The sequence below is a fragment of the Streptomyces aurantiaciflavus genome (genome assembly GCF_049808595.1).
Taxonomy (GTDB): Bacteria; Actinomycetota; Actinomycetes; order Streptomycetales; family Streptomycetaceae; genus Streptomyces.
In genome coordinates this window covers 41,143-63,095 of record NZ_JBNCAQ010000013.1, presented here as the reverse complement: position 1 = coordinate 63,095, position 21,953 = coordinate 41,143, and the positions used below count along the sequence as shown (strand labels likewise).

20 protein-coding genes are annotated in these 21,953 nt (G+C 72.9%); 11 read left to right on the top strand and 9 right to left on the bottom strand.

Features of this window, described 5'->3' with window-relative positions; genetic code table 11:
- Positions 1 to 29: 29 nt before the first annotated feature.
- Entirely contained in the window at positions 30 to 1,007 is a 978-nt protein-coding gene (locus tag ACPT94_RS17580; RefSeq protein ID WP_360344062.1) for an NAD(P)/FAD-dependent oxidoreductase, read from the bottom strand.
- A gap of 70 nt (positions 1,008 to 1,077) precedes the next feature.
- On the opposite strand from ACPT94_RS17580, the gene ACPT94_RS17575 reads away from it, so the two are divergent.
- The 6 genes from ACPT94_RS17575 to ACPT94_RS17550 all read left to right on the top strand — a co-directional run bounded on the left by ACPT94_RS17575 (position 1,078) and on the right by ACPT94_RS17550 (position 6,381).
- Positions 1,078 to 1,668: a helix-turn-helix domain-containing protein gene (locus tag ACPT94_RS17575; protein ID WP_425246251.1), complete on the top strand. Its 591-nt coding sequence runs from the start codon at positions 1,078 to 1,080 to the stop codon at positions 1,666 to 1,668.
- Positions 1,669 to 1,753: 85 nt separating this feature from the next.
- Positions 1,754 to 2,731 (top strand): NADPH:quinone oxidoreductase family protein, encoded by a 978-nt coding sequence (locus ACPT94_RS17570; RefSeq protein WP_360344068.1) that lies wholly within the window; start codon positions 1,754 to 1,756, stop codon positions 2,729 to 2,731.
- Complete coding sequence (locus ACPT94_RS17565) at positions 2,728 to 3,948, top strand: acyl-CoA dehydrogenase family protein (RefSeq protein ID WP_360344071.1); 1,221 nt, start codon at positions 2,728 to 2,730, stop codon at positions 3,946 to 3,948. The genes ACPT94_RS17570 and ACPT94_RS17565 overlap by 4 nt, the downstream gene beginning before the upstream one ends.
- On the top strand, positions 3,945 to 5,036 hold the full coding sequence (locus ACPT94_RS17560; protein WP_360344074.1) for an acyl-CoA dehydrogenase family protein: 1,092 nt from the start codon (positions 3,945 to 3,947) through the stop codon (positions 5,034 to 5,036). The genes ACPT94_RS17565 and ACPT94_RS17560 overlap by 4 nt, the downstream gene beginning before the upstream one ends.
- A gap of 173 nt (positions 5,037 to 5,209) precedes the next feature.
- The gene (locus tag ACPT94_RS17555; protein ID WP_360344077.1) at positions 5,210 to 6,073 is read left to right on the top strand and encodes a phosphatidylinositol-specific phospholipase C/glycerophosphodiester phosphodiesterase family protein; all 864 of its coding nucleotides are present in this window, start codon (positions 5,210 to 5,212) and stop codon (positions 6,071 to 6,073) included.
- 113 nt (positions 6,074 to 6,186) lie between these two features.
- Entirely contained in the window at positions 6,187 to 6,381 is a 195-nt protein-coding gene (locus ACPT94_RS17550; RefSeq protein ID WP_360344080.1) for a hypothetical protein, read from the top strand.
- Between the two features lie 12 nt (positions 6,382 to 6,393).
- Here ACPT94_RS17550 and ACPT94_RS17545 read toward each other — a convergent pair whose 3' ends face one another.
- Positions 6,394 to 7,578 (bottom strand): phosphodiester glycosidase family protein, encoded by a 1,185-nt coding sequence (locus tag ACPT94_RS17545; RefSeq protein ID WP_425246250.1) that lies wholly within the window; start codon positions 7,576 to 7,578, stop codon positions 6,394 to 6,396.
- A gap of 646 nt (positions 7,579 to 8,224) precedes the next feature.
- Between ACPT94_RS17545 and ACPT94_RS17540 the strand changes: the two genes are divergently transcribed.
- Entirely contained in the window at positions 8,225 to 10,654 is a 2,430-nt protein-coding gene (locus ACPT94_RS17540; RefSeq protein ID WP_425246249.1) for a molybdopterin oxidoreductase family protein, read from the top strand.
- Positions 10,651 to 11,145 (top strand): hypothetical protein, encoded by a 495-nt coding sequence (locus ACPT94_RS17535; RefSeq protein ID WP_360344086.1) that lies wholly within the window; start codon positions 10,651 to 10,653, stop codon positions 11,143 to 11,145. The genes ACPT94_RS17540 and ACPT94_RS17535 overlap by 4 nt, the downstream gene beginning before the upstream one ends.
- 140 nt (positions 11,146 to 11,285) lie before the next feature.
- On the opposite strand, the gene ACPT94_RS17530 is transcribed toward ACPT94_RS17535, so the two are convergent.
- The 7 genes from ACPT94_RS17530 to ACPT94_RS17500 form a co-directional block, all read right to left on the bottom strand.
- Positions 11,286 to 11,861 carry a Dps family protein gene (locus ACPT94_RS17530; RefSeq protein ID WP_360344089.1) on the bottom strand — a complete coding sequence of 192 codons (576 nt, stop codon included), beginning with the start codon at positions 11,859 to 11,861 and terminating at the stop codon, positions 11,286 to 11,288.
- A 278-nt stretch (positions 11,862 to 12,139) separates the two neighbouring features.
- A complete protein-coding gene (locus ACPT94_RS17525) occupies positions 12,140 to 12,589 on the bottom strand; it encodes a carboxymuconolactone decarboxylase family protein (RefSeq protein WP_360344092.1) in 450 nt (149 codons plus the stop codon).
- A 79-nt stretch (positions 12,590 to 12,668) separates the two neighbouring features.
- Entirely contained in the window at positions 12,669 to 13,697 is a 1,029-nt protein-coding gene (locus tag ACPT94_RS17520; RefSeq protein WP_425246248.1) for a Gfo/Idh/MocA family protein, read from the bottom strand.
- Positions 13,694 to 14,722, bottom strand: a complete 1,029-nt coding sequence (locus ACPT94_RS17515; RefSeq protein WP_360344098.1) for a Gfo/Idh/MocA family protein — start codon at positions 14,720 to 14,722, stop codon at positions 13,694 to 13,696. Before ACPT94_RS17515 ends, ACPT94_RS17520 begins: the two co-directional genes overlap by 4 nt.
- 28 nt (positions 14,723 to 14,750) lie before the next feature.
- Positions 14,751 to 15,623, bottom strand: a complete 873-nt coding sequence (locus ACPT94_RS17510) for a carbohydrate ABC transporter permease (RefSeq protein ID WP_360344101.1) — start codon at positions 15,621 to 15,623, stop codon at positions 14,751 to 14,753.
- Positions 15,620 to 16,468: a carbohydrate ABC transporter permease gene (locus ACPT94_RS17505; RefSeq protein WP_425246247.1), complete on the bottom strand. Its 849-nt coding sequence runs from the start codon at positions 16,466 to 16,468 to the stop codon at positions 15,620 to 15,622. The genes ACPT94_RS17510 and ACPT94_RS17505 overlap by 4 nt, the downstream gene beginning before the upstream one ends.
- Before the next feature lie 131 nt (positions 16,469 to 16,599).
- Positions 16,600 to 17,964 (bottom strand): ABC transporter substrate-binding protein, encoded by a 1,365-nt coding sequence (locus ACPT94_RS17500; RefSeq protein WP_425246246.1) that lies wholly within the window; start codon positions 17,962 to 17,964, stop codon positions 16,600 to 16,602.
- Positions 17,965 to 18,182: 218 nt separating this feature from the next.
- Here ACPT94_RS17500 and ACPT94_RS17495 point away from each other — a divergent pair, with 218 nt between their 5' ends.
- The 3 genes from ACPT94_RS17495 to ACPT94_RS17485 all read left to right on the top strand — a co-directional run bounded on the left by ACPT94_RS17495 (position 18,183) and on the right by ACPT94_RS17485 (position 21,603).
- Entirely contained in the window at positions 18,183 to 19,466 is a 1,284-nt protein-coding gene (locus ACPT94_RS17495) for an ROK family transcriptional regulator (protein WP_425246245.1), read from the top strand.
- Positions 19,467 to 19,584: 118 nt separating this feature from the next.
- Positions 19,585 to 19,731 carry a hypothetical protein gene (locus ACPT94_RS17490; protein ID WP_425246244.1) on the top strand — a complete coding sequence of 49 codons (147 nt, stop codon included), beginning with the start codon at positions 19,585 to 19,587 and terminating at the stop codon, positions 19,729 to 19,731.
- Positions 19,732 to 19,884: 153 nt separating this feature from the next.
- Positions 19,885 to 21,603 carry a VanW family protein gene (locus tag ACPT94_RS17485; protein WP_425246243.1) on the top strand — a complete coding sequence of 573 codons (1,719 nt, stop codon included), beginning with the start codon at positions 19,885 to 19,887 and terminating at the stop codon, positions 21,601 to 21,603.
- Positions 21,604 to 21,953: the final 350 nt, after the last annotated feature.

Below are 21,953 nucleotides of genomic sequence, written 5' to 3'. Positions count from 1 at the left end.
GCAGCCATGGTGCACCGGCGGCGGCCGCCCTACACCTGCGCGGCCGCGGCGGCCCGGTCGAGGTCCGCCATCAGCAACTCCCCGTTGATCGCGGCCCCGGCCCGGTAGCCCCGGCTCGCCGCGTTCACGACCTGCTCGGCGAACCCGGAGGCGTTGCCCGCCGCCCACAGGCCGGGGACGGTCGTCAGACCTCGCCCGTCGACCACGGGGTACGTGCCGAACGGCGTCTCGGTCATCTCGGCGCCCAGCCGCTCCAGCAGCTCGTTGCGCGGGACGGCCCGGGGCGCGACGAACAGCGCCTCACGGCTGTGCACCGTCCCTCCCCCGGAGGGGGCGCCCGCGGCCAGCCGGACCCCGGTGAGCCGGTCGTCCTCGACGACCAGTCCGGCCACCTCACCCGGCACCACGGCCACGCCGGCCGCCGCCAGGCGACGCAGGTCCTCGCCGGACAGTTCCTCCTCGGAGACCGTGTGCAGGAAGAACGTCACGTCCTTCGACCACTGGGTCACCATCAGCGCCTGGTGCACGCTCGACGGGCTCGTGGCGAGCACGCCGAAAGCCTGGTCGCGCACCTCCCAGCCGTGGCAGTACGGGCAGTGCAGCACGTCCCGGCCGAAGCGCGCGGCGAGGCCCTCGACCGGGGGCAGCTCGTCCCTCAGGCCGGTGGCGACGACGAGCTGCCGGGCGCGGACGGTCCGCCCGCCCGCCAGCCGCACGGCGAAGTCCTCGCCGTCCTCGCCCTTCGTGGCGTCCACCGCCCGGTCCCGGACCAGCTGCACGCCGTACCGGGCGATCTCCTCGCGGCCGGCCGCCAGGAACTCGGCGGGCGGCATCCCGTCCCGGGACAGGTAGCCGTGCATGTGGGCGGCCGGCGCGTTGCGTGGCTCGCCCGCGTCGACGACCAGGGTGCGGCGCCGGGCGCGGCCCAGGACGAGGGCGGCGGACAGGCCCGCCGCACCGCCGCCGATCACGATCACTTCGTACGCCTCGGTGCTGTTCTCGGTCATGTGTGACCACCTCCACCGCGACAGTGGCCCGCCGTCTGCCACATTGACAAACATGTTTGCCGAAACTGCAATGTCCCTCATGAGTGACGACGACATGGACGAGGTCCTCGCGGAGGTCGGCCCGCGGCTGCGGCGCATCCGGAAGGAGCGGGGGGCGACGCTGGCCGGACTGTCCGAGGCGACCGGCATCTCGGTGAGCACGCTCTCCCGGCTGGAGTCGGGCCTGCGCAAGCCCAGCCTGGAACTGCTGCTGCCGATCGCGCGGGCGCACGAGGTGCCGCTGGACGAGCTGGTGGGTGCCCCGCCGGTGCGCGATCCGCGGGTGCGCACCCAGCCGATCGTGCGGCACGGGCGCACGTACTGGCCGCTGACCCGCCAGCCCGGCGGTCTGCAGGCCTTCAAGGTGCTGGTACCGCAGGCGCAGGACGAGCCGGAGCCGCGCACCCACGAGGGCTACGAGTGGCTGTACGTCATGGCCGGGCGGTTGCGGCTGGTCCTCGGGGGTCACGACTTCGTGCTGACCGCGGGGGAGGCCGTCGAGTTCGACACCCGGGTGCCGCACTGGTTCGGTTCGACGGGGGAGGGGCCGGCGGAGTTCCTCAGCCTGTTCGGACCCCAGGGGGAGCGCATGCACGTACGGGCGCGGCCCAGGCGGTCGTGACGCACCCGACTGTTCCCTGTTCGGCAAGCGACCGCTTAGTATGCGAGGGACCCGGTCAGACGACGCAGTCCCGTGGAGGCTCCGCATGCAGGCATGGCAGGTGCACGAGAACGGCGAGCCGAGCGAGGTGATGCGGCTCCGGGAAGTGGAGCGGCCCACGCCCGGCGAGGGCCAGGTCCTGCTGAAGGTGCGCGCCGCGAACATCAATTTCCCGGACGTGCTGATGTGCCGGGGCCACTACCAGGTCAGGCCGCCGCTGCCGTTCACCCCGGGCGTGGAGATCTGCGGCGAGACCGAGGACGGCCGCCGGGTGATCGCCAACCCCGCGCTGCCCCACGGCGGTCTCGCCGAGTACGCCGTCGCCGACGCCGCCGCTCTCCTCCCTGCGCCCGACTCGCTGGACGACGCCGAGGCCGCCGCGCTGCACATCGGCTACCAGACGGGCTGGTTCGGCCTGCACCGCCGGGCCGGGCTGGAGGCCGGCGAGACGCTGCTGGTCCACGCCGCCGCGGGAGGGGTCGGCAGCGCGGCCGTGCAGCTCGGCAAGGCGGCGGGCGCGACGGTCATCGGTGTCGTGGGCGGCGCCGACAAGGCCGCGATCGCCCGGGAGCTCGGCTGTGACGTGGTGATCGACCGGCGGAGCGAGGACGTCGTCGCCGCCGTCAAGGAGGCCACCGGCGGCCGGGGCGCCGACGTGATCTACGACCCCGTCGGCGGCGAGGCCTACGCCCAGTCCGCCAAGGTCGTCGCCTTCGAGGGCCGGATCGTCGTCGTGGGCTTCGCGAGCGGGACCATCCCCAGCCCGGGCCTGAACCACGCCCTCGTGAAGAACTACTCGATCCTCGGCCTGCACTGGGGCCTCTACAACACCAAGAATCCGAAGCTGGTCCAGCACTGCCACGAGCAGCTCACCGAACTGGCCGCCCGGGGCGCGATCAGGCCGCTGGTGAGCGAGCGCGTGCCGCTGGACGGTGCCGCCGCCGCGGTCCAGCGGGTCGCCGACGGCGTCACCACCGGCCGGGTCGCCGTCGTACCGTCGCTGGAGAACGGAGCCGCCGCATGACCGTCGACGCGAGCGAACTGAGGCGCCGCACACAGGAGTTGCTGGCCGCGCATCCTCCGGCCACCACCGAGCGCCTCGACTTCCTCAGGGCCCGCTTCGACGCGGGGCTCGCCTGGGTGCACTACCCCGAGGGCCTCGGCGGACTCGGGGCGCCGCGCTCGCTCCAGGCCGTCGTGGACGCCGAACTGGAGGCCGCGGGCGCCCCCGACAACGACCCGCGACGCATCGGCATCGGCCTCGGGATGGCCGCGCCGACCATCCTGCAGTTCGGCACGCAGGAGCAGAAGCAACGCTTTCTGCGGCCCCTGTGGACCGGCGAGGAGGTCTGGTGCCAGCTGTTCAGCGAGCCGGGCGCCGGGTCCGACCTGGCCGCGCTCGGCACCCGCGCCGTCCGCGAGGACGGGGGCTCCTCCCGCTCGAGCGAGGTCGAGAGTGGGGGAGACTGGGTCGTCAACGGGCAGAAGGTGTGGACGTCCAGCGCCCACGTCGCCCGCTGGGCCATCCTCATCGCCCGCACCGACCCGGACGTGCCCAAGCACCGCGGCATCACGTACTTCGTCTGCGACATGACCGACCCGGGTGTCGAGGTGCGGCCGCTGCGGCAGATCACCGGCGAGGCCGAGTTCAACGAGGTCTTCCTGACCGGCGTCCGCATCCCCGACTCCCGCCGTCTCGGCGAGGTCGGCGACGGCTGGCGGGTCGCGCAGACCACGCTGAACAACGAACGCGTCGCCATCGGCGGCATGCGGCTGCCCCGCGAGGGCGGCATGATCGGGCCGGTCGCGAAGACCTGGCGCGAGCGGCCCGAGCTGCGCACCCACGACCTGCACCAGCGGCTGCTGAAGCTCTGGGTCGAGGCCGAGGTCGCCCGCCTCACCGGCGAGCGCCTGCGCCAGCAGCTCGCCCTGGGCCAGCCCGGACCCGAGGGCGCCGGCATGAAACTCGCCTTCGCCCGCCTCAACCAGGAGATCAGCGGCCTGGAGGTCGAGCTCCTCGGCGAGGAGGGCCTGTCGTACGACGACTGGACCATGCGCCGCCCGGAGCTCGTGGACTTCACCGGACGCGAGGCCGGCTACCGCTACCTGCGCTCCAAGGGCAACAGCATCGAGGGCGGGACCAGCGAGGTCCTGCTGAACATCGTCGCCGAGCGCGTCCTGGGCCTGCCCGCCGAGCCGCGCACCGACAAGGACGTCGCATGGAAGGACCTGGCCCGATGAGCACACAGCCCGACCTGCTGTACTCGGAGGAGGAAGAGGCGCTGCGGGCCGCCGTGCGCGATCTGCTCGCCGACCACTGCGACGCGGCGGGCGTGATCGCCCGGACCGAGTCGGACGCGCCGCACGACCTGGAGGCATGGAAGGCCCTCACCGACGGCATGGGCCTCGCCGGACTCCTGGTTCCCGAGGCGCGGGGCGGCCAGGGCGCCACGCACCGGGAGGCCGCCGTCGTGCTGGAAGAACTGGGACGGGCCGTCGCGCCGGTGCCGTACCTGACCAGTGCCGTCGTCGCCACCGAGGCCCTGCTGGTGTGCGACGCCGACGACCTGCTCGCCGAGCTGGCGTCCGGGCGGACCATCGGCGCCCTCGCCGTCGCGCTGAACGTCCCGGCGGGCGGCGCCTACGCCGTCGTACGCCATGAGGACGGAGCCCTGCACGGGGAGTTGACCGGGGTGGCGGACGCCGTCGTGGCCGACGTGCTGCTGGTGCCCGCGGACGACGGCGGGTTGTACGCGGTGCGGGCGGAGGACGTGACCGTCACCCCGCAGGTGTCCCTGGACCTGACCCGTCCGGTGGCGAAGGTCGTCCTCGACGGGGCGCCGGGGCGCCTGCTGGGCGACGCCGAACCCGCCGTACGACGCGCCCTGCGGTCCGGCGCCGGACTGCTCGCCTCCGAGCAACTCGGGCTCGCCGACTGGACGTTGACCGAGACCGTGCGCTACCTGAAGGAGCGCAAGCAGTTCAACCGGCCCGTCGGCGGTTTCCAGGCGCTCAAGCACCGGCTGGCCCAGCTGTGGCTGGAGGTCGTCAACCTCCGTGCCGCCGCCCGGAACGCGGCCGACGCGCTGGCGAGCGGCGAGCACGGCGAGGAGGCGGCCGTGGCGGTCGCCGTCGCCCAGGCCTACGCGGCGCCCGTCGCCGTCCACGCGGCCGAGGAGGCGCTGCAGTTGCACGGCGGTATCGGCATGACGTGGGAGCACCCCGTCCACCTGTACCTGAAACGCGCCAAGGCCGACTCGATCGCGTACGGCACCGCGGGCGCCCACCGCGAGGCGCTGGCCCAACTGGTCGACCTGCAGGCCCCCTGATCGTCACCTGGTGAAGCCCGCCCCACCTGGGGCGGGCTTTTTCGTGTGCCCGCTCCGAAAGGAGTGAACAAGGGGCGGCGGGTCGGCCAACTCCTGGCAGGTGCAGGTTCGTTGGGGTCGGCTTCGTCTCATACTCCCTGTGGTTTCCGTCCCGCCCCACAGGGAGGCAGAGCATGGCCCTCATCACCCGTCGCAGAGCCCTGACCACCTTCGGCGCCGCGTTCGCGGGCGTGCTCGCCCCGCCCGCCGGCAGCGCGTTCGCCGACGAACGGAACAAGCACCGCCCCAGCCCGCTGTGGCGGGCCCACGCCCACAACGACTACGAGCACCCGCGCCCCCTCCTCGACGCCCTCGACCACCGCTTCGGCAGCGTCGAGGCCGACATCTTCCTCGTCGACGGACAACTCCTGGTCGCCCACGACCCCGTGGACCTCGACCCGGCCCGCACCCTGGAGTCGCTCTACCTGGCGCCGCTCGCCGCCCGCGTCAAGGCCGACCACGGCTCCGTGTACCGCGGTCACCGCACCCCGCTGCAGCTCCTGATCGACATCAAGACCGAGGGCGCGTCGACGTACCTCGAACTCGACCGTCAACTGCGGCGCTACAAGCACCTGTTCACCACCTACGCCCACGGCCGGGTGCACCGCGGCCCGGTCACCGCCGTCGTCTCGGGCGACCGCGCGGCCCGGGCGCCCATGGCGGCGCAGACCGTGCGCCACGCCTTCTACGACGGCCGCCTCGCCGACCTCGGCAGCACCGAAGCCTCCTTCGCCTCGCTGATCAGCGACAACTGGACGCTCAACTTCACCTGGCTCGGCGTCGGCGCCTTCCCGGCGGCGGAGCGGGAGAAGCTGCGCGCCATCGTCCGGGCGGCGCACGCCCGGGGGCAGAAGGTGCGCTTCTGGGCCACCCCGGACGTGGCGGGCCCCGCCCGGGACGCGCTGTGGGGCGAACTCCTCGCCGCCGGCGTCGACTACCTCAACACCGACGACCTGGCCGGCCTGGAGGCGTTCCTCGACGCGCACCGCTCGGCGTAAACCGCCGTAGACACCACTCGTTCGGGGGACAGGTCAGCCGCACGGATGAACCCTCCGCTACGCCACACTTACGGCCGAATGCCGCGAAAGCGGACGTGGCGGAGGAGGTTGATGTGGCCGTTTCCATTTCTGCGGTGCTGTTGCTGCTGATCCTGGCGGTGATCTTCGTGCGCAGCGGCGGACTGAAGATCTCGCACGCGCTGGTCTGTCTGCTGCTCGGCTTCTTCCTGGCCGGCACGAGCATGGCGCCCACCATCCACAGCGGCCTCACGGCGACGGCTGACATCGTCGGCAGCCTGCGGCCGTGAGGCCGTGCGGGATCACTGCGTGAAGACGCCGATGCCGTTCGGGACCGGACGCTCGGCGCCCCCGGAGGGGTGGTTGCGCACCGTGACCCCGGCGGCGCCCGGCGCGCGGGCGACCAGGGTCGTCGAACCGCCGCCGTCCAGGCTGAAGCCCTCGGTCGCGCCGAGGCTCTTCAGGGCCTTGGCGACCTCGGCGATCGTCAGGCCCTTGCGGTACGCGGCAGCGCCGTCCACCGCGAACAACAGGACGCGCTGCCCGCCGTTCGAGATGCCCACGGCCGTACGGACGGCCGAGGTCCGCGTGTCCAGCCCCGTCAGCGGCTGTCCGCCGGAGAGCACCGGGTAGCCCCCGAGGGCGAAGCGGTAGGCGCGCTGCGACGCGGCCGTGAGGCCGTACCGCACCGCGACCCGCTGGCCCTTGACGAACTTCCGCAGCCGCTGAGCGCCCGCCTCCCGCCCCACGAGCACCGTGGTGCCCGTCGCGACGGCGCCGCTGCCCGGGGTGGCCGAGGCCGACACGACCACACCCTTCTTCAGCGTCACCTCGTAGGTGCTGGTGCTGCACGGCGCGGCCCGGTCGGTGTCCGTGCCGCAGGTCGCCCGCGCCCGGGAGACGCCGCCCCAGGCGGAGGTGTACGCGCCGATGGAGTTCTCCGCCAGCGCGTACTGGTTGAGCCCGCCCAGCGGCAGGCGCCGGCCGAGGGTGCTGAGCGACCCGTTCAGCGCCAGGCTGTCCAGCCGGGCCCGCCCGTCGGTGCTGACGCCGACGACGTTCTTCGTGGTGGTGCCCGGCGGCAGTTCGGGACCGAACCGCTGGGCGTCCGGGACCGCGCCCTTGAGTACCGTCCCGTTCGCGATCGCCGGGCCCACATTGGCGCCGGTCGCGGCGACGCCGGGGTGCTGGTCCTCGGAGATGTTGAAGAAGTCGCCGTTGACGCCCGCGACGGCCTTCTGGGCGGTGGCCAGTTGGGAGACGGTGGCGCGGGAGGCCACCTTCCCCGGGTACAGCAGGCCCAGGCGGACATGGGTGTTCGTCAGGTCGACGCTCAGCACGTGCACGTGCGTCGTGCCGGCCGCGGCCGGCAGGTCGTACTGACGGTAGGCCACGCCCGCCGCGAGGGTGGTCCAGGTCGCGGCGCCGGCCGGTGCCGCGCCCACAAGCAGGCCCCCGGCGACCGTGCCGAGGGCCGTCAGAAGCACCAGCGACTTTCTGCGCTTCGTGGACCGTTCTTGATGTCGTGTCACAGACCCCCCTGGGTAGTTCGAGGCCGCAACTTTCTCATGACCTGCGAGGACGGCCGTCCGAGGGGGTGTGTACACCACAAGAACGAGTGAGAAATGGTGTGAATCCGGGTGGGTCAAGTGTTCTGACGGCCTACCGCGGTGCTCTGCTCGAGGAGGTGAGGTGGGAGATTTCGGCGCCGCTGCGGCTGACATCCTTGAAGCCGACTCCCTCCAGGCCGAGTTCGGCGGCGACCACGGCCGGGTGGTTGTGGTCGGAGCGGTCGCAGCCGGGCGGGTTCGCGGTCTGGTCGGGGATGCCGGGGCCGGCGGGGTAAGAGTGGCCCAGGGGCGCCCACGGTCCCCGCGCCGGACCGGGGCGTCGTCACCGCCGCCGCACCGGGTGACGCCCACCGCGGTGGCCGGCACGGCGCAGTGACGGCGGGGCCGGCGGCCCTGACCTCGATGACCATGCGGTCGGCCTCCGGGGTGGCCGGAGCGGCGGATCGGGGTCTCACCAGCGGCCGTACCAGGCGGTCGCCCGGTTTCGTGTGGGGCGCACGGGACGGCCGGATGGGGGTACTCGCCAGGCAGTGGTGGACCGGCGAGTGGAGGTGGCGTGGTCGTGAAGGAAACGGACCGCATCCAGGACCCCTGGGGAGCACGCACGCCCTACGGGCCCGGCGCCCCCTGGCCGACCCGCGCCGACACCCACCTGGCGTCCGGACTCACCGAGGACGACGTCGACCGGTGGGTGCCCTCGGCGTCCCTGCTGCACTCCAACGGCGACGCCATGGACATCGCCGTACGCGACGGGCGGATCGTCGGCGTACGGGGCCGGTCCGGGGACCGGGTGAACCGGGGCCGGCTGGGGCCCAAGGACCTGTACGGCTGGCAGGCCAACCACTCGCCGGACCGGCTGACCCGGCCGCTGGTGCGCGAGGGCGGGCGACTGGTGGAGACCGACTGGGACACCGCGCTGGACCGGATCGTGGCCCGCTCGCGGGAGCTGCTGGAGGAACAGGGGCCGGGCGCCCTCGGGTTCTACACCACCGGACAGCTCTTCCTGGAGGAGTACTACACGCTCGCCGTCCTCGCCCACGCGGGCATCGGCACCAACCACCTCGACGGCAACACCCGCCTGTGCACCGCCACCGCCGGTGAGGCCCTGAAGGAGACGTTCGGCTGTGACGGGCAGCCCGGCTCCTACGAGGACATCGACCACGCCGACACCATCGCCCTGTTCGGACACAACATGGCCGAGACGCAGACGGTGCTGTGGGCACGCGTCCTGGACCGGCTCGCCGGCCCCGAACCGCCCACCCTGCTCTGCGTGGACCCCCGCCGCACCCACGTGGCCGGCCACGCCCACCTGCACCTCGCTCCCCGCCCCGGCACGAACGTCGCCCTCCTCAACGCCCTGCTGCACGAGATCATCCGCACCGACCGCGTCGACCGGGCCTACGTCGAGCAGCACACCGTAGGCTTCGAGGAACTGGCCGCCGCGACCGAGGCGTGCACCCCGAAGTGGGCCGCCGACATCTGCGACGTCCCCGCCGCGGACATCGAACGCGCGGCGGAGATCCTCGGCGGCGCCGAGCGGCTGCTGTCGACGGTCCTGCAGGGCGTCTACCAGTCCCACCAGGCCACCGCGGCCGCCGTCCAGGTCAACAACCTGCACCTGATCCGCGGCATGCTGGGCCGCCCCGGCTGCGGGCTGCTCCAGATGAACGGCCAGCCCAGTGCGGAGAACACCCGCGAGTGCGGTGCCGACGGCGACCTGCCGGGCTTCCGCAACTGGCAGAACGACACGCACGTCGCCGACCTCGCCCGGATCTGGAACGTCACCCCCGAGAGCATCCCGCACTACGCGCCGCCCACCCACGCGATGCAGATCTTCCGCAACGCCGAACAGGGCTCGATCCGGATGCTGTGGATCACCGGCACCAACCCGGCCGTGTCCCTGCCGGAGCTGTCCCGCATCCGCGCGATCCTCGCCCAGGAACGCCTGTTCGTCGTCGTCCAGGACCTCTTCCTCACCGAGACCGCGCAGTTGGCGGACGTCGTCCTGCCCGCCGCGACCTGGGGCGAGAAGACCGGCGTCCTCACCAACGCCGACCGCACCGTCCACCTGTCGGAAAAGGCCGTCGACCCGCCCGGCGAGGCCCGCGCCGACCTCGACATCTTCCTCGCCTACGCCGCCCGCATGGACTTCCGCGACAAGGACGGCGGCCCGCTGATCACCTGGCACGACCCGGAGTCGGCGTTCGCGGCCTGGCAGCGGTGCAGCGCGGGACGCCCCTGCGACTACACGGGCCTGAGCTACGACCGCCTGCGCGAGTCCGGCGTCCAGTGGCCCTGCACCGCCGAAGCCCCCGACGGCACCCCGCGCCTCTACACCGACGGCATCGCCTTCGCCCACCCCGACACCTGCGAGAGCTACGGCAAGGACCTCGTCACCGGGGCGTCGGTGGAGCCCGTCGAGTACCGCTCCCTCAACCCGGACGGCAAGGCCGTCATCAAGGCCGCGGAGTACCTGCCCCCGCACGAGGAGGCCTCCGCGGAGTATCCGCTGCAGCTGATCACCGGCCGGACCGTGTACCACTTCCACACCCGTACGAAGACCGGCCGCGCCCCCGAACTCAACGCCGCCGCCCCGGACGTGTGGGCCGAGCTGTCCCCCTCCGAGGCTTCCCGGCAAGGCCTGTCCGACGGCGACCTCGTGCAGGTCACCACCCCGCGCGGCACGGTGCGCGCCCGGCTGCGGACCACCGTCATGCGCGACGGCACGGTGTTCCTGCCGTTCCACTACGGCTACTGGGACACCCCTGAAGGCCACCGCCCGCCCGACGGCGGCGCGGGCCGGGCCGCCAACGAGACGACGGTCACCGACTGGGACCCGGTCTCCAAGCAGCCCCTGTTCAAGACGGCCGCCGCCCGCGTCACCCTCGTCGCCCGCCGGGGCACCGGAACCGACGCGACCGCATCAGAGGCGACCGGAGCAGAGGCCACCGGTGCAGAGGCCACCGGAACGGACGGAGGGAGCCGGACATGACGACCGGAGTCAGCGCGACCCTGCGCGCCCTGCACGACGGCGAACGGTCCCTGGAACGGGACCTGTTGGCCGTGGCGGAGCGCCACCGCACCGACCACGAGGTCCACCACGTCGCCACGGACCTCGCCCGCTGGTCCCGCGAGCACACCGCCCGGCTGGCCGCGATCGGACGCGACCACGGCCTCGACCTGCCCGGACCGCCGGACGACCCGAGCCCCGGCGCCCTCGCCGCGCTGCGCGAGAAGACCGCCGAGGCGCTCGGCCGACGTCCCGCGGCGGGCCTGCTCCTCCTGCACGACCTGCGTGACCTCCACCTGGCGGCCGCCCGGAACTCACTGCACTGGGAGATGCTCGCCCAGGCCGCGCAGGCCCTGCGCGACGAGGAACTCCTGGGGCTGGTCAGCCGGTGTCATCCGCAGACACTGCGGCAGATGCGCTGGTCGAACACGCTGATCAAGGAGCAGGCACCGCAACTGCTCACCGCCGTCTAGTGTCCCGCGCCAGTAATTCCTCGGTAGATCCGTCGCGCCCTGGCGGTCAGGGTTCTGGACAGCCGACCAGGCGTGTTGGCCTCGTGAGTCTCAGCTGGAACTGCCTAGGAACTTCCGGCGCAGGACACTAGGCGACGGCCTTAGGAACGCACCAGAGGGGTGTCGACCAGGTGCTCGGCGAGGAACCAGGCCTGCAGTTCGCCCGTCCGGATCACCTGGGAGACCAGGAGGTCGTTGGTGCCGTCGTCGCCCAGCTCGACCGTGCGGGCGGCCGCGTCATGAGCGTCGGCCAGGATGACCTCGTGGGCCGCCAGCAGCCGCGAGAGCATCGCCGGGACCTCCTCCACCCCGTCCGGCGGGCGCGGGATCGAGGTGATCTCCGCGACGTGCCGGGAGTCGCCCACCGCGACGCCGCCCAGGGTCTGCACCCGCTCGGCGAGCGTGTCGACGAGGGCCAGCTGCTCGCCCGCGTGCTTGTCCAGCAGCAGGTGCAGCTGGTAGAAGGTCGCGCCGCGCAGCAGCCAGTGGTGCTTCTTGTAGAGGCCGTAGAGGATCTGCGTGTCCGCGAGGACCCTGTTCAGACGCTGGCAGGAGTACATGCGGGCGTCGTGGGACAGGCCGAGCGGGAACTGCTTGACCGTCCCGAACTCCTGGATCACCTCGCCCTTCTGGTGCAGCCACGGCTGGCTGCTCAAGGGGTGCGAGTCGGTGGTCATGGGCGCCTCCTGCGCTGCAGTGCCGAACGTACGCGCCGACGCTAGACAGGCCGGAGCCGGGCGAGTTGTCCGCCGGCGCACGCGGTCGAGTCCCTGAGCGCACCGTGCGCACCCAGGGACACGGCACGGACCCGCGCCCGTCCCAGGGCCTGTTGCGAGAGTGGCGCCTGCCGCGCGACGCCCGGCACGCCGAGAGCACGCACCGACGGCGACATCAGCCGCTCCGCGGCGGGCGCGCGGCCGCCCTTCGGGCGACGACGCCGCTTTCGCAGCAGGCCTCAGTGCACGGGATGCCTGCTCAGGATCGACACCCGGTTGAACGCGTTGATGGTGACCGCCACCCAGATCACCGCCGAGATCTGGTCTTCGGTGAGGACCTCCCGGGCCTCGGCGTAGGCGGCCTCCTGCGCGGCGGTGTCGGTCGGGTCGGTGGTCGCCTCCGCCAGCGCCAGGGCCGCACGCTCCAGGGGAGTGAAGAGGCCGGTGTCCCGCCAGGCCGCGAGCACACCCAGCCGACGCGTCGACTCGCCGCCGCGCAGGGCCGCCCTGGTGTGCAGGTCCAGACAGTACGCGCAGCCGTTGAGCTGCGAGACGCGCAGATTGACCAGTTCCACGACGGAACGCTCCAGGCCCGCGTCGGCGGCGGTCGCGCGCACGGCCTCGGACGTCTGGACCAGCGCGTGGTAGGCCTTGGGGCTCTGCTTGTCGATGAAGATCCGTCGAGTCACAGTTGAATATAGAACATGGGTGGCGGCTCGGGATCGCCTGAGCCGCCCGCAGTCCCCTCCGCCGGACGCCCCTCGCGGTTCAGCCCGGCAGGCCGTCTCCGCTCAACGGGGCGGGCTGCCCGCGCCGCAGTGACTCGTACGCGGCGAGCACGATCCGCAGGCTGCGCAGGCCCGCCTCGCCGTCCGGGCGGGGGCGGCGCCCGGTGCGGCAGGCGTCCAGGAACTCGTCCAGCATCGCCGCGTCGAGGTCGTCGCCGCCCGGCTCCCAGCGGTCGCGGCCGGCTGTCTCGTCGAAGCCGCCGAGCAGCCGGGGGAAGGCGTCGAACTCCACGATGCCGTGCTCGCCGACGCAGGTGAGGGTCAGGCCGCCCCACGTCGGGTGGTGCGCGGGCTGGCTCCAGCTGCAGTCGACGGCGGCCGTGACGCCGCTCGGGTAGCGGACGGTGACCAGGCCCGCCGTCTCCACGTCGAGACCGAGATCGGCGTCGAGGACCGTGTTGGCCTGCGCGTACACCTCCTCCGCCTGCTCGCCGCCGAGCAGCACGTCCATGAGGTCGGCGATGTGCACGGTGTGGTCCATCAGCGCGCCGCCGCCCGCAGTCTCCCGGTCGCCGAACCAGCGCCGTGAACGGGCCGGGTTCCAGCCGTTGTTGGTGCCGTACACGGCGACCAGCCGCCCGAGGTGGCCGTCCTCCAGGGCGTCGCGCAGCGCGGCGAACGCCGGGGCGAACCGCACCGGGTAGGCCGCCATGAGGCTCACCCCGGCCCGGGAGCAGGCCGCCACCATGGCCTGCGCGTCGGCCTCCGTCGTGGCGAGCGGCTTCTCGCACAGCACGTGCGCGCCCGCTGTCGCGGCCCGCTCCACCAGCTTTCGGTGCCGGGAGTTCTCGCTGGTGATCACGGCCGCGTCGAGCGGGGCCGCGAACACCTCGTCGAGCGTCGCGGCGTAGGGTACCCCGAGTCGCTCGGCCAGGGCCGGGCCGCGGTCGGGGTCGCCGGGCGGTGCGTCCGGATCGGCGGTGACGAGTTCCACGTCGTCGTGGTCCCGCAGCAGGCGGACGTACGCGGCCGCGTGGACGTGGGCGAAGGACAGGACGGCGATCCTCACGCTGCGTTCTCCTCAATTGCCTCGTTCACTCCGGTCCTCTCGAGCACGACGGCGCGGCCGGTCCGGGCCGACTCGGCCGCCGCCTCGGCGATACGGACGGCCGCCACACCGTCGGCCGCGCCGACCCGGGGCTCGGGCCCCCGGTCGGTGAACGCGGCGGCGAACTCCCTGATCTGCGTGGTGTACGGCGACTGACCGAAGTCACCCGAGGGGATGCCGTCGGCCCGCCCGGCGCCCGCACCGCCGACGATCCGCAGCCCGGGCGCGGCCAGCGAGTCATGGCTCACGGTCCCGCCGGTCCCGGCGATGTGGAAGGTCGTACGGAACGGGGTGCCCTGGGGCGCCCACACGCCCACGACCTGCGTCACGCACCCGCCCTCGTGGGTCAGCACGGCGGTGCCGGCCGCGACGGCCCCCATCGGCGCGGGGGCCGTCACGTGTCCCGCCGTGTGCGCGTGCACACGGACGACTTCGCCGAACAGCCAGCGTGCGATGTCGAAGTCGTGAATCATCTGGTCGACCAGGATCCCGCCGGACCGCGCCGGGTCGGCGAACCAGGGGCTCCAGGTCGGATAGCACCCGGTGCGGGTGAACCGCGCCACGGCCACCCGGCCCGGCGCGCCGCCCGCGACCAGGTCGCGCAGCCGGGCGTAGGCCGGGAAGAAGCGGACCACGTGGCCCGGGTAGAGCCGTACGCCCGCGGCCGAGGCGGCCCGGGCGACGTGCGCGGCGTCGGCGGCGGTCAGCGCGAGGGGCTTCTCGCACAGCACATGCGCTCCGGCGGCGACGGCCGCCAGGCAGATCTCGCGGTGGGTGTCGGTCGGCGTGCACACGTCGACCACGGTCGCTCCCGCGATCGCCTCCTCGCGCGAACCGACCGCGGTGGCGCCGAACTCCCGCGCCAGGCCGGGCGCCCGCCCGTCCGGCGCGTACACGCGGACCCGGGCGCCGAGCGCGGCCCAGGCGGACAGATGGGTGCGGGCGATGCCGCCCGCGCCGATCAGCGCCACATCGAGTTCTGCCATCGGAACGACCCTCCTGAGGCGATGTCGGTCAGCCCTTGAGCGCGCCGCTGAGGACGCCGTTGATGAAGTGCCGCTGGAAGAAGAGATAGACGGCGACGACCGGGGCGATCACGATGAGCGTCGCCGCCGCGAGCAGCGGCACGTCCACGTCGTACTGACCGGTGAAGAAGCCCAGCCCGGCCGGGGCGGTGCGCCGCGAGGGGTCCTGCACGAGGATCAGCGGCAGCAGGAACTGGTTCCAGCTCCACACGAAGTACAGCACGCCCAGCGTGGTCACGGCCGGGCGCGAGTTGGGCATCAGCACCCGCCAGAGCACCGACCACGACGACGCCCCGTCCAGCCGGGCCGCCTCGATCAGGGCGCGCGGCATGGTCAGGAAGTGCGCCCGCATCCAGAACACGCCGAACGGCATGAAGGCCGCGATCTCGGCCAGCGCCAGCCCCGGCACGGTGTCGGTCAGCCCGAGCGCCCGCAGGTCGTAGTAGAGCGGGATGACGGTGACCTCCGTCGGGATGGCGAGCCCGAGCAGCAGATAGCCGTGGAACGCGCCGCCGGCGGGGACGTCCATCGTGGCCAGCGCGTAGCCGGCGAGCGTCGCGCACAGCACGGCGGCCGGGACGACGGCCAGCGCGATCACCGCGCTGGAGCGCAGCAGCGACCCGAATCCGGCCGCGGACCAGGCGTGGACGAAGTTCTCCAGATGGATGCCGTCCGTCGGCAGCGCCAGGCCCGTCAGCGGCGTCCCGGCGGGCTGCACCGAGGCCAGCAGCAGCGACAGGAACGGCACGAGGACGGCGGCACAGAACACCACGAGCACCGCGGGCGCGGCGAGCCCGCCGCCCTTGGACGCGGGGACACGCGGGCCCAGGACCCTGGTTCCGGGGACGGTGCGGTTCGTCACAGTGCCTCCCTGGCAAGGCGGTTGACCACCAGCACGGCCGCCGAGATCACCAGGGTCAGCACCACTGCCAGCGCGCTCGCCAGACCCACCTGACCGCCGCCGAACGCCAGCCGGTAGATGAGGACGCCCGGCACGACGGTGCTGTTGCCCGGGCCGCCGCCGGTGGTGATGTAGACGAGGTCGAAGCTGGACAGCGCGGCGATGACCGTGATGGACAGGGCGACCGCGATCTCCGGCCGCAGCAGTGGCACGGTGACCGACCAGAACTCCCGCACCGGGCCCGCCCCGTCCATCCGCGCAGCTTCGTGGATCTCCCGGTCGATGCGCTGCGTCCCGGACAGGAACAGCACCATGCACAGGCCCGAGACCACCCAGGTGCCGATCAGCCCGACCGCGGGCAGCGCCCAGGCGAAACTGCCGAGCCACGAGTCCGTGAGCGACCCCAGACCCACCGCGCGGAGGGCCTGGTTGAGGGTGCCGTCGTCCGCGTACACCCACCGCCAGATCACCGCGACCGCGACCAGCGGGACGACCTGCGGCAGGAACAGCAGGGTGCGTACGGCGGCCGTGCCGCGCCGGCCGGGACGGCGGGCGACGATCGCGGCCGCCACCAGCCCCAGGCAGATCGGCAGCACGGAGAAGAACACGATCAGCGCTCCCGCGTGCCAGGCCGCCGCGCGCAGCTGCGGATCGGTGAGCACCCGGCGGTAGTTGGCGACCCCGACGAAGGACGGCAGGGTCACCCCGTCCCAGTCGTACAGCGACAGGTACGCGGTGTGCAGCGCGGGCGCGACGGCGAACAGCGTGTACGGCAGCAGGGCGGGCAGGACGTACAGCAGCGCCACGGCACGCCGGCGCCTGCGCCGGGTCCGCGCGTGCCGGGACGCCCGCGGCGGGCGGGCGCCGGCGGCAGGGACCGGGACGGGAGCGACGGCCCCTCGGGGGGTTCGGCGGGGTGTCCCGTGGGTCGTGGCGGTCATGAGTGGTACTGGTCGAAGTCGGCCTGCAGGGCGGCGAGGAACTTCTCCACGGAGACCTTGCCGCCCGCCAGCAGCTGGAGTTGGGTGGTCAGCGTGTCGGGCATGGTCGGTGTGGAGGCGTTCTGGATGAACGGCTCGAGGCCGGCGTCCTTGACGATGCTCTGCCAGCCGGCGGCGACATCGCCCAGCAGACCGCTCTGGGCGGGCATCGCGGAGGCGTCCGGGGCCATGAAGCCCGCCTTGGCGATGACGGGGGCGGCCTGTTCGGTGGCGCAGAAGTCGAGGAAGGCGGCGGCCGCCGCGGCGTTCTCGGTCCTGCTGGACACGCAGTAGTAGACGCCGGCGCCGGTGGTGCGCAGAGGACCGCCCGCCGTGACCGGAGGCATCGGGAACAGGCCCGCGTCGGCCCCCTGGCCCTTGGCGACCGCGGCCGCCGCCCAGTTGCCGCTGATGCGGAACACCCCCTCGCCCTTGGCGAAGGCCGCCGTGGCGTCGTTGTCACTGACGCCGTTGACCTTGGGTGTCACGTACCCCTGGTCGACCCAGCGCTTGAGGGTGGTCGCCGCCGTGACGGCCTCCGGCCCGGTGATCTTCGCGCCCTTGCGGCCGAACGCCCACGCCTGCCGGTCCGCCGGCTTCAGGTAGGCCGAGAGGAGCACGTTGAAGGGGTGGTTGAGGCCGCCGTCGAGGTTGCCCGCGACGAGCGCGGTCTCGCCGGCCGCCCTGGCCCTGGCGAACAGTTCCTCCAACTCGGCCACGGTGGCGGGCGGAACGGTGATCCCGAGCTTCTTCACCCTGCTCTTGTTGTAGTAGACGCCCTCGTACGACAGCCCGCCCGGCGCCCCGTAGAGCGCCCCGGTGCCGGTCGTCCTGCCGTCCGCCGAGAAGGTGATCTGATCTAGTCCGGGGAAGGTGTCCGCCCAGCCGTAGGCGGCGCCGTAACGGCTCATGTCCAGCAGGAGCCCGCCCTTGACCAGGTTCTGCATGCCGGAGACGAACTGGGCGATGTCCGGGGCGGAGTCGGCGGACATCGTCGTGTTGACGCTCTTGAGGTAGTCGTCCCAGCCGGTGTACTGCCGCTTGAACGAGATGTCGGGGTGCTTCGCGTGGAAGGCCGCGAGCAACCCGGGCGTCATGGTCGTGTCGTCGGCGTCGGCGACGACGAGGGTGATCTTCCCGGTCGGCACGGCGGTGGACACGGGGCCCGAACTGCTGGGGGCGGCCGACGACTTGGCCCCCGGCGTCAGGGAGCTGCCGCACGCGGCCAGCAGCGGGGCGCCCGCGGCGAGCGCGGCGGCCGAGGCGAGGAGCGTACGTCTGGACAGGTGACCGGAGGCGGGAGCGGGAGACGTGGGGCGCATGGCGTTCTCCAGGGACGGTGGAGACAGGGGTCGCCGGGTGGGGCCGGGCCGGTGGCGTGGGCGGGGCGCGGGGCGAGACATCCACGCTGTTTAATAACGCAGCTGCGTTATATAATCGACAGCGTCTCGGATGGCCGTCAAGAGCCGGACAGCCGTGGATTGAGCGATGGCGTGTCGAGCGCGGCGGCCTGACGGGGCCGTGCGGTGAGGAGGATGCGTTGGCAGTCCCGGACACCGTGACCGGGCCGGAGCCGGCCGTCTGGCCGCTCAGCGGCAGCGCCGGGCAGCCCGGCACACTCGACGCGCCGGCCGTCGTGGGCGTGGCGGACCTGCGGGTCACCAACGCGGCGGCCGTCCTCGCGGTCGTCCGCACGGCCGACCCGCACCCTCGGCTGTCCGAGATCGTCACCGCGACCAGCCTGTCCCGCCCGACGGTCGAGGCGATCGCCGAGGAACTGGTCGACAGCGGACTCATCGAGGTCGTCCCCGCGGTACCCACCCGCGGCCGACGCTCACCCGGCCGCCCCGCGCGCCGCTTCCGCTTCCGCCCGCACGCCGGGTACGTCGTCGGCGTGGACGTCCGGCCCCGCTCCGTCACGGCGTGCCTGGCCGACCTCGACGGCACCCCGGTCGCGGTGCGGCGCACCACCGTACGGGCCGACGTCAGCGGCGCGGCGCGCGCCGAGGCCGTGACGGCGAGCGCGCTGGGCGCGATGACGGACGCCGGTGTGGACGCGGCCCGCGTCTGGGCGGCGACCGTCGGTACGCCCGGCCTCGTCGACCGCCACAACACACGCGTACGTCAGGCCGACAACCTGCGGTCATGGGCCCGCACGGACATCGTCGGGATCGTACGCGACGCCCTGGGCTGCCCGGTCGCGGTGGAGAACGACGCGAACCTGGCCTGCCTGGGGGAGCGGTGGCGAGGGGTCGGGGCGGGCGGCACCCACAGCGACATGATCTTCGTGCTGCTCGGCGAACGCCTCGGCGCCGGCGTCATCGCCGGGGGCAGGCTGCTGCGCGGGCACCACGGGGCGGCCGGCGAGATCGGCTTCATCCGCTTCCCCGAGGAGAACGGAAGCGGGCGCGAGGGCATGAGCGGGGCCGGGGCCGCCGCGCCGGGGCGGCGACCAGGACTCGAGCCGTTGCCCGCCACCGCCATGTCGGGAGCCGCGGCGGGCGACCAGGCGGCGGTGGCCGAGGTCGAGGCGTACGGACGGCGGCTCGCGGAGGGTGTCGCGCCGGTGCTGCTCGCCCTGAACCCGGCCCTGGTCGTGCTCGGCACCGGCCGGTTCCCCTCGGGCGCGACCGCCCCCGCCGCCGAGCTGCTGCTCGCCGCGGCCCGGGAACACGCGGGCGCCCTGCTGGTCGACCCCCCGCACTGGAAGCTCTCCACCCTCGCCGACGACGCGGTCCTGACCGGAGCGGTGCACTTCGCGCTGTCGTCGGTGGAGGTGGTGCTGCGCACACGACCCACGAGCCTTCCCGCGCAAGGAGTGTGACGCCCGGTCAGCAACGGGGTGGCGCTGGGCGCACCGCACGTGCGGGAGGTGCGGCGCCGACCAGGGCGCCCGGCCGGGCGCGCCCGCCGCCCCGTGCGACGGGCGCGCACCGCACGGGGTGCATGCCACGGCCGAGCCGTACGAGGAGGGCGGCTCCACCGACCCGCGCAGCGAGACGCACTGGAGGGTCGGCTACAGGACGGGCGACCACATGGGGACGCCGACGTCCGGACGGCGGGCGGCCGTCGCCGGTGACGTCACGTGAAACGCGGGTCGGGATGGATCATGTGACCTGAAACATACGTGTTCTGGGACATACGCGCTCATCGTCCGTTATGGGTAGCTTGAGGTCCTTGCCCTGGAGACGTCGTCGCGTCATCGGGGTGCACCGCCTGCCGATCATCCCTCCAGGAGACCCATGCGCCGCCCCCGAATAGCCTCCGTGCCGCCCCTCGCCCTGGCCGGCGGCGCGCTGACCGTCGGCGTCGGCGCGCTGTATCTGGCGGGGCTGCTGCTCACGGGCGGCGAGATCGAGGCGGGTACGACGGTGCGCGGGGTGGACCTCGGGGGCCTCAGCCGTACGGAGGCCGTCCGCAAGCTGGACGAGCACCTGACGGCGGCCGGCTCGCGGCAACTGGCCGTGAAGGTCGGGGACCGCGGCGCGACCGTCGACCCGCGGCAGGCCGGACTCGCCTTCGACGCCGAGCGGACCGTCGACCGGGCGAGGCGCACCGCCTCCGATCCGTTCAGCGTGATCGGCGGGTTCTTCCACTCGCGGGGCGACGACATCGAGCCGGTCGTACGCCTCGACGAGAACAAGGCCCGCACCGCTCTCGGCAAGCTGGCGAAGACAGTCGACCGGACAGTCCGTGAGGGCGCCGTCACCTTCGCCGACGGCCGGGTCGAGCAGGTCGCCCCGCACCCTGGTTACGCACTGGACGTGGATGCCGCGGTCGGCACCCTGCGGACCTCCTTCCTGCGCGGCGCCGCCGACACGGTCACGGTCCTGCCCGCCCGCAGGACGGAGCCGAAGGTCACAGCGGCGGAGGTGCGGCGAGCGGTGCGCGACTTCGCACAGCCGGCCATGTCGGCGCCCGTGACGCTCACCACGGGCGGCAAGCGGTTCACCATCAGCCAGGCCGTGCTGGGCGAGTACCTGACGATGCGGCCGGACGACTCCGGCAGGCTGGCCCCGAAACTGGACGGCACGGGCCTGCGCCGGGCCCCCGCGGTGGCCCGCTCCCTGGCCGCCGTCACCACCACGCCCGCGAACGCCGGGCTGCGGCTGGACGGCGACCGGGTCGTGGTGGCCGACGACGCCCGGATCGGCGTACGGGTCACCGACAAGGCGCTGAGCAAGGCCGTGCTGCCGCTGCTCACCAAGTCGGGCGCCGCCCGCACCGGGGAAGTGGCCGCGCAACGGACCCAGCCGGAGGTGACCCGCGACAACGCCGCGCGGCTGGGACTGACGGAGAAGGTGTCCTCCTTCACCGTCCACTTCGAACCGGCCCCGTACCGGACGAAGAACATCGGGCGGGCCGCACAGCTCATCAACGGCTCCGTCGTCATGCCGGGCAGGACCTGGAGCTTCAACCGGACCGTGGGGGAGCGCACCGAGGCCAACGGCTTCGTCGAGGGCATCATGATCCTCGACGACCAGTTCACCAAGGCGCCGGGTGGTGGTGTCTCCTCCGTGGCCACGACCGTGTTCAACGCGATGTTCTTCGCCGGGGTCAGGCCCGTGGAGTACGGCTCCCACTCCTTCTACATCGAGCGTTACCCGGAGGGTCGTGAGGCGACGGTCGCCTGGGGCAGCCTCGACCTCAGGTTCGCCAACGACTCCGGCAACGCCCTCTACCTCCAGGCCGAGTCCACCGACACCTCGGTGACCGTCACCTTCCTCGGCACGAAGAAGTACGACGAGATCAAGTCGGTGAAGGGGCCCCGCACCCACGTGAAACAGCCGGCACGGAAGGTGAGCACCGACAAGAAGTGCGTGCCGCAGACCCCGCTCGAGGGCTTCGACGTCACGATCGAGCGAGTCTTCTACAACGACGGCAGGGAAGTGCGGCGGGAGCCGTTCCGCACCACCCACTACACCCCGCGTGACGAGATCATCTGCGAAGCCCCCCAGTGATCCGACAGCGGCCTGCCCGGCCTGGGAACCGTGGGAGCGGTGCGAGTCGGTCGGCCGCGGCTGGCGTCGACCGCCGGGCGGGGTGACCTTCAGCACATCGGAGGTCTTCGGCGGCGCGAGTGGTTTCAGCTTGCATTTGTTGCTCCTGACGCACTGTTGTCGCAGGGCGAGCACGTGTCACCCGACCTCTGACGCCGCGTCACATTTCTTGTCGCGCGCGGGAGACGGGACGAGCACCTGCCTTCAGCTGAGTGGTACCGGCTGTCAGGAAGTAGTCTCGTGCGCCACTTCAGCCTCTAGTCTGTGGCCAGACCCCCCACAGGGCCTTCCCCCGCAGCGTGGGCGGGACT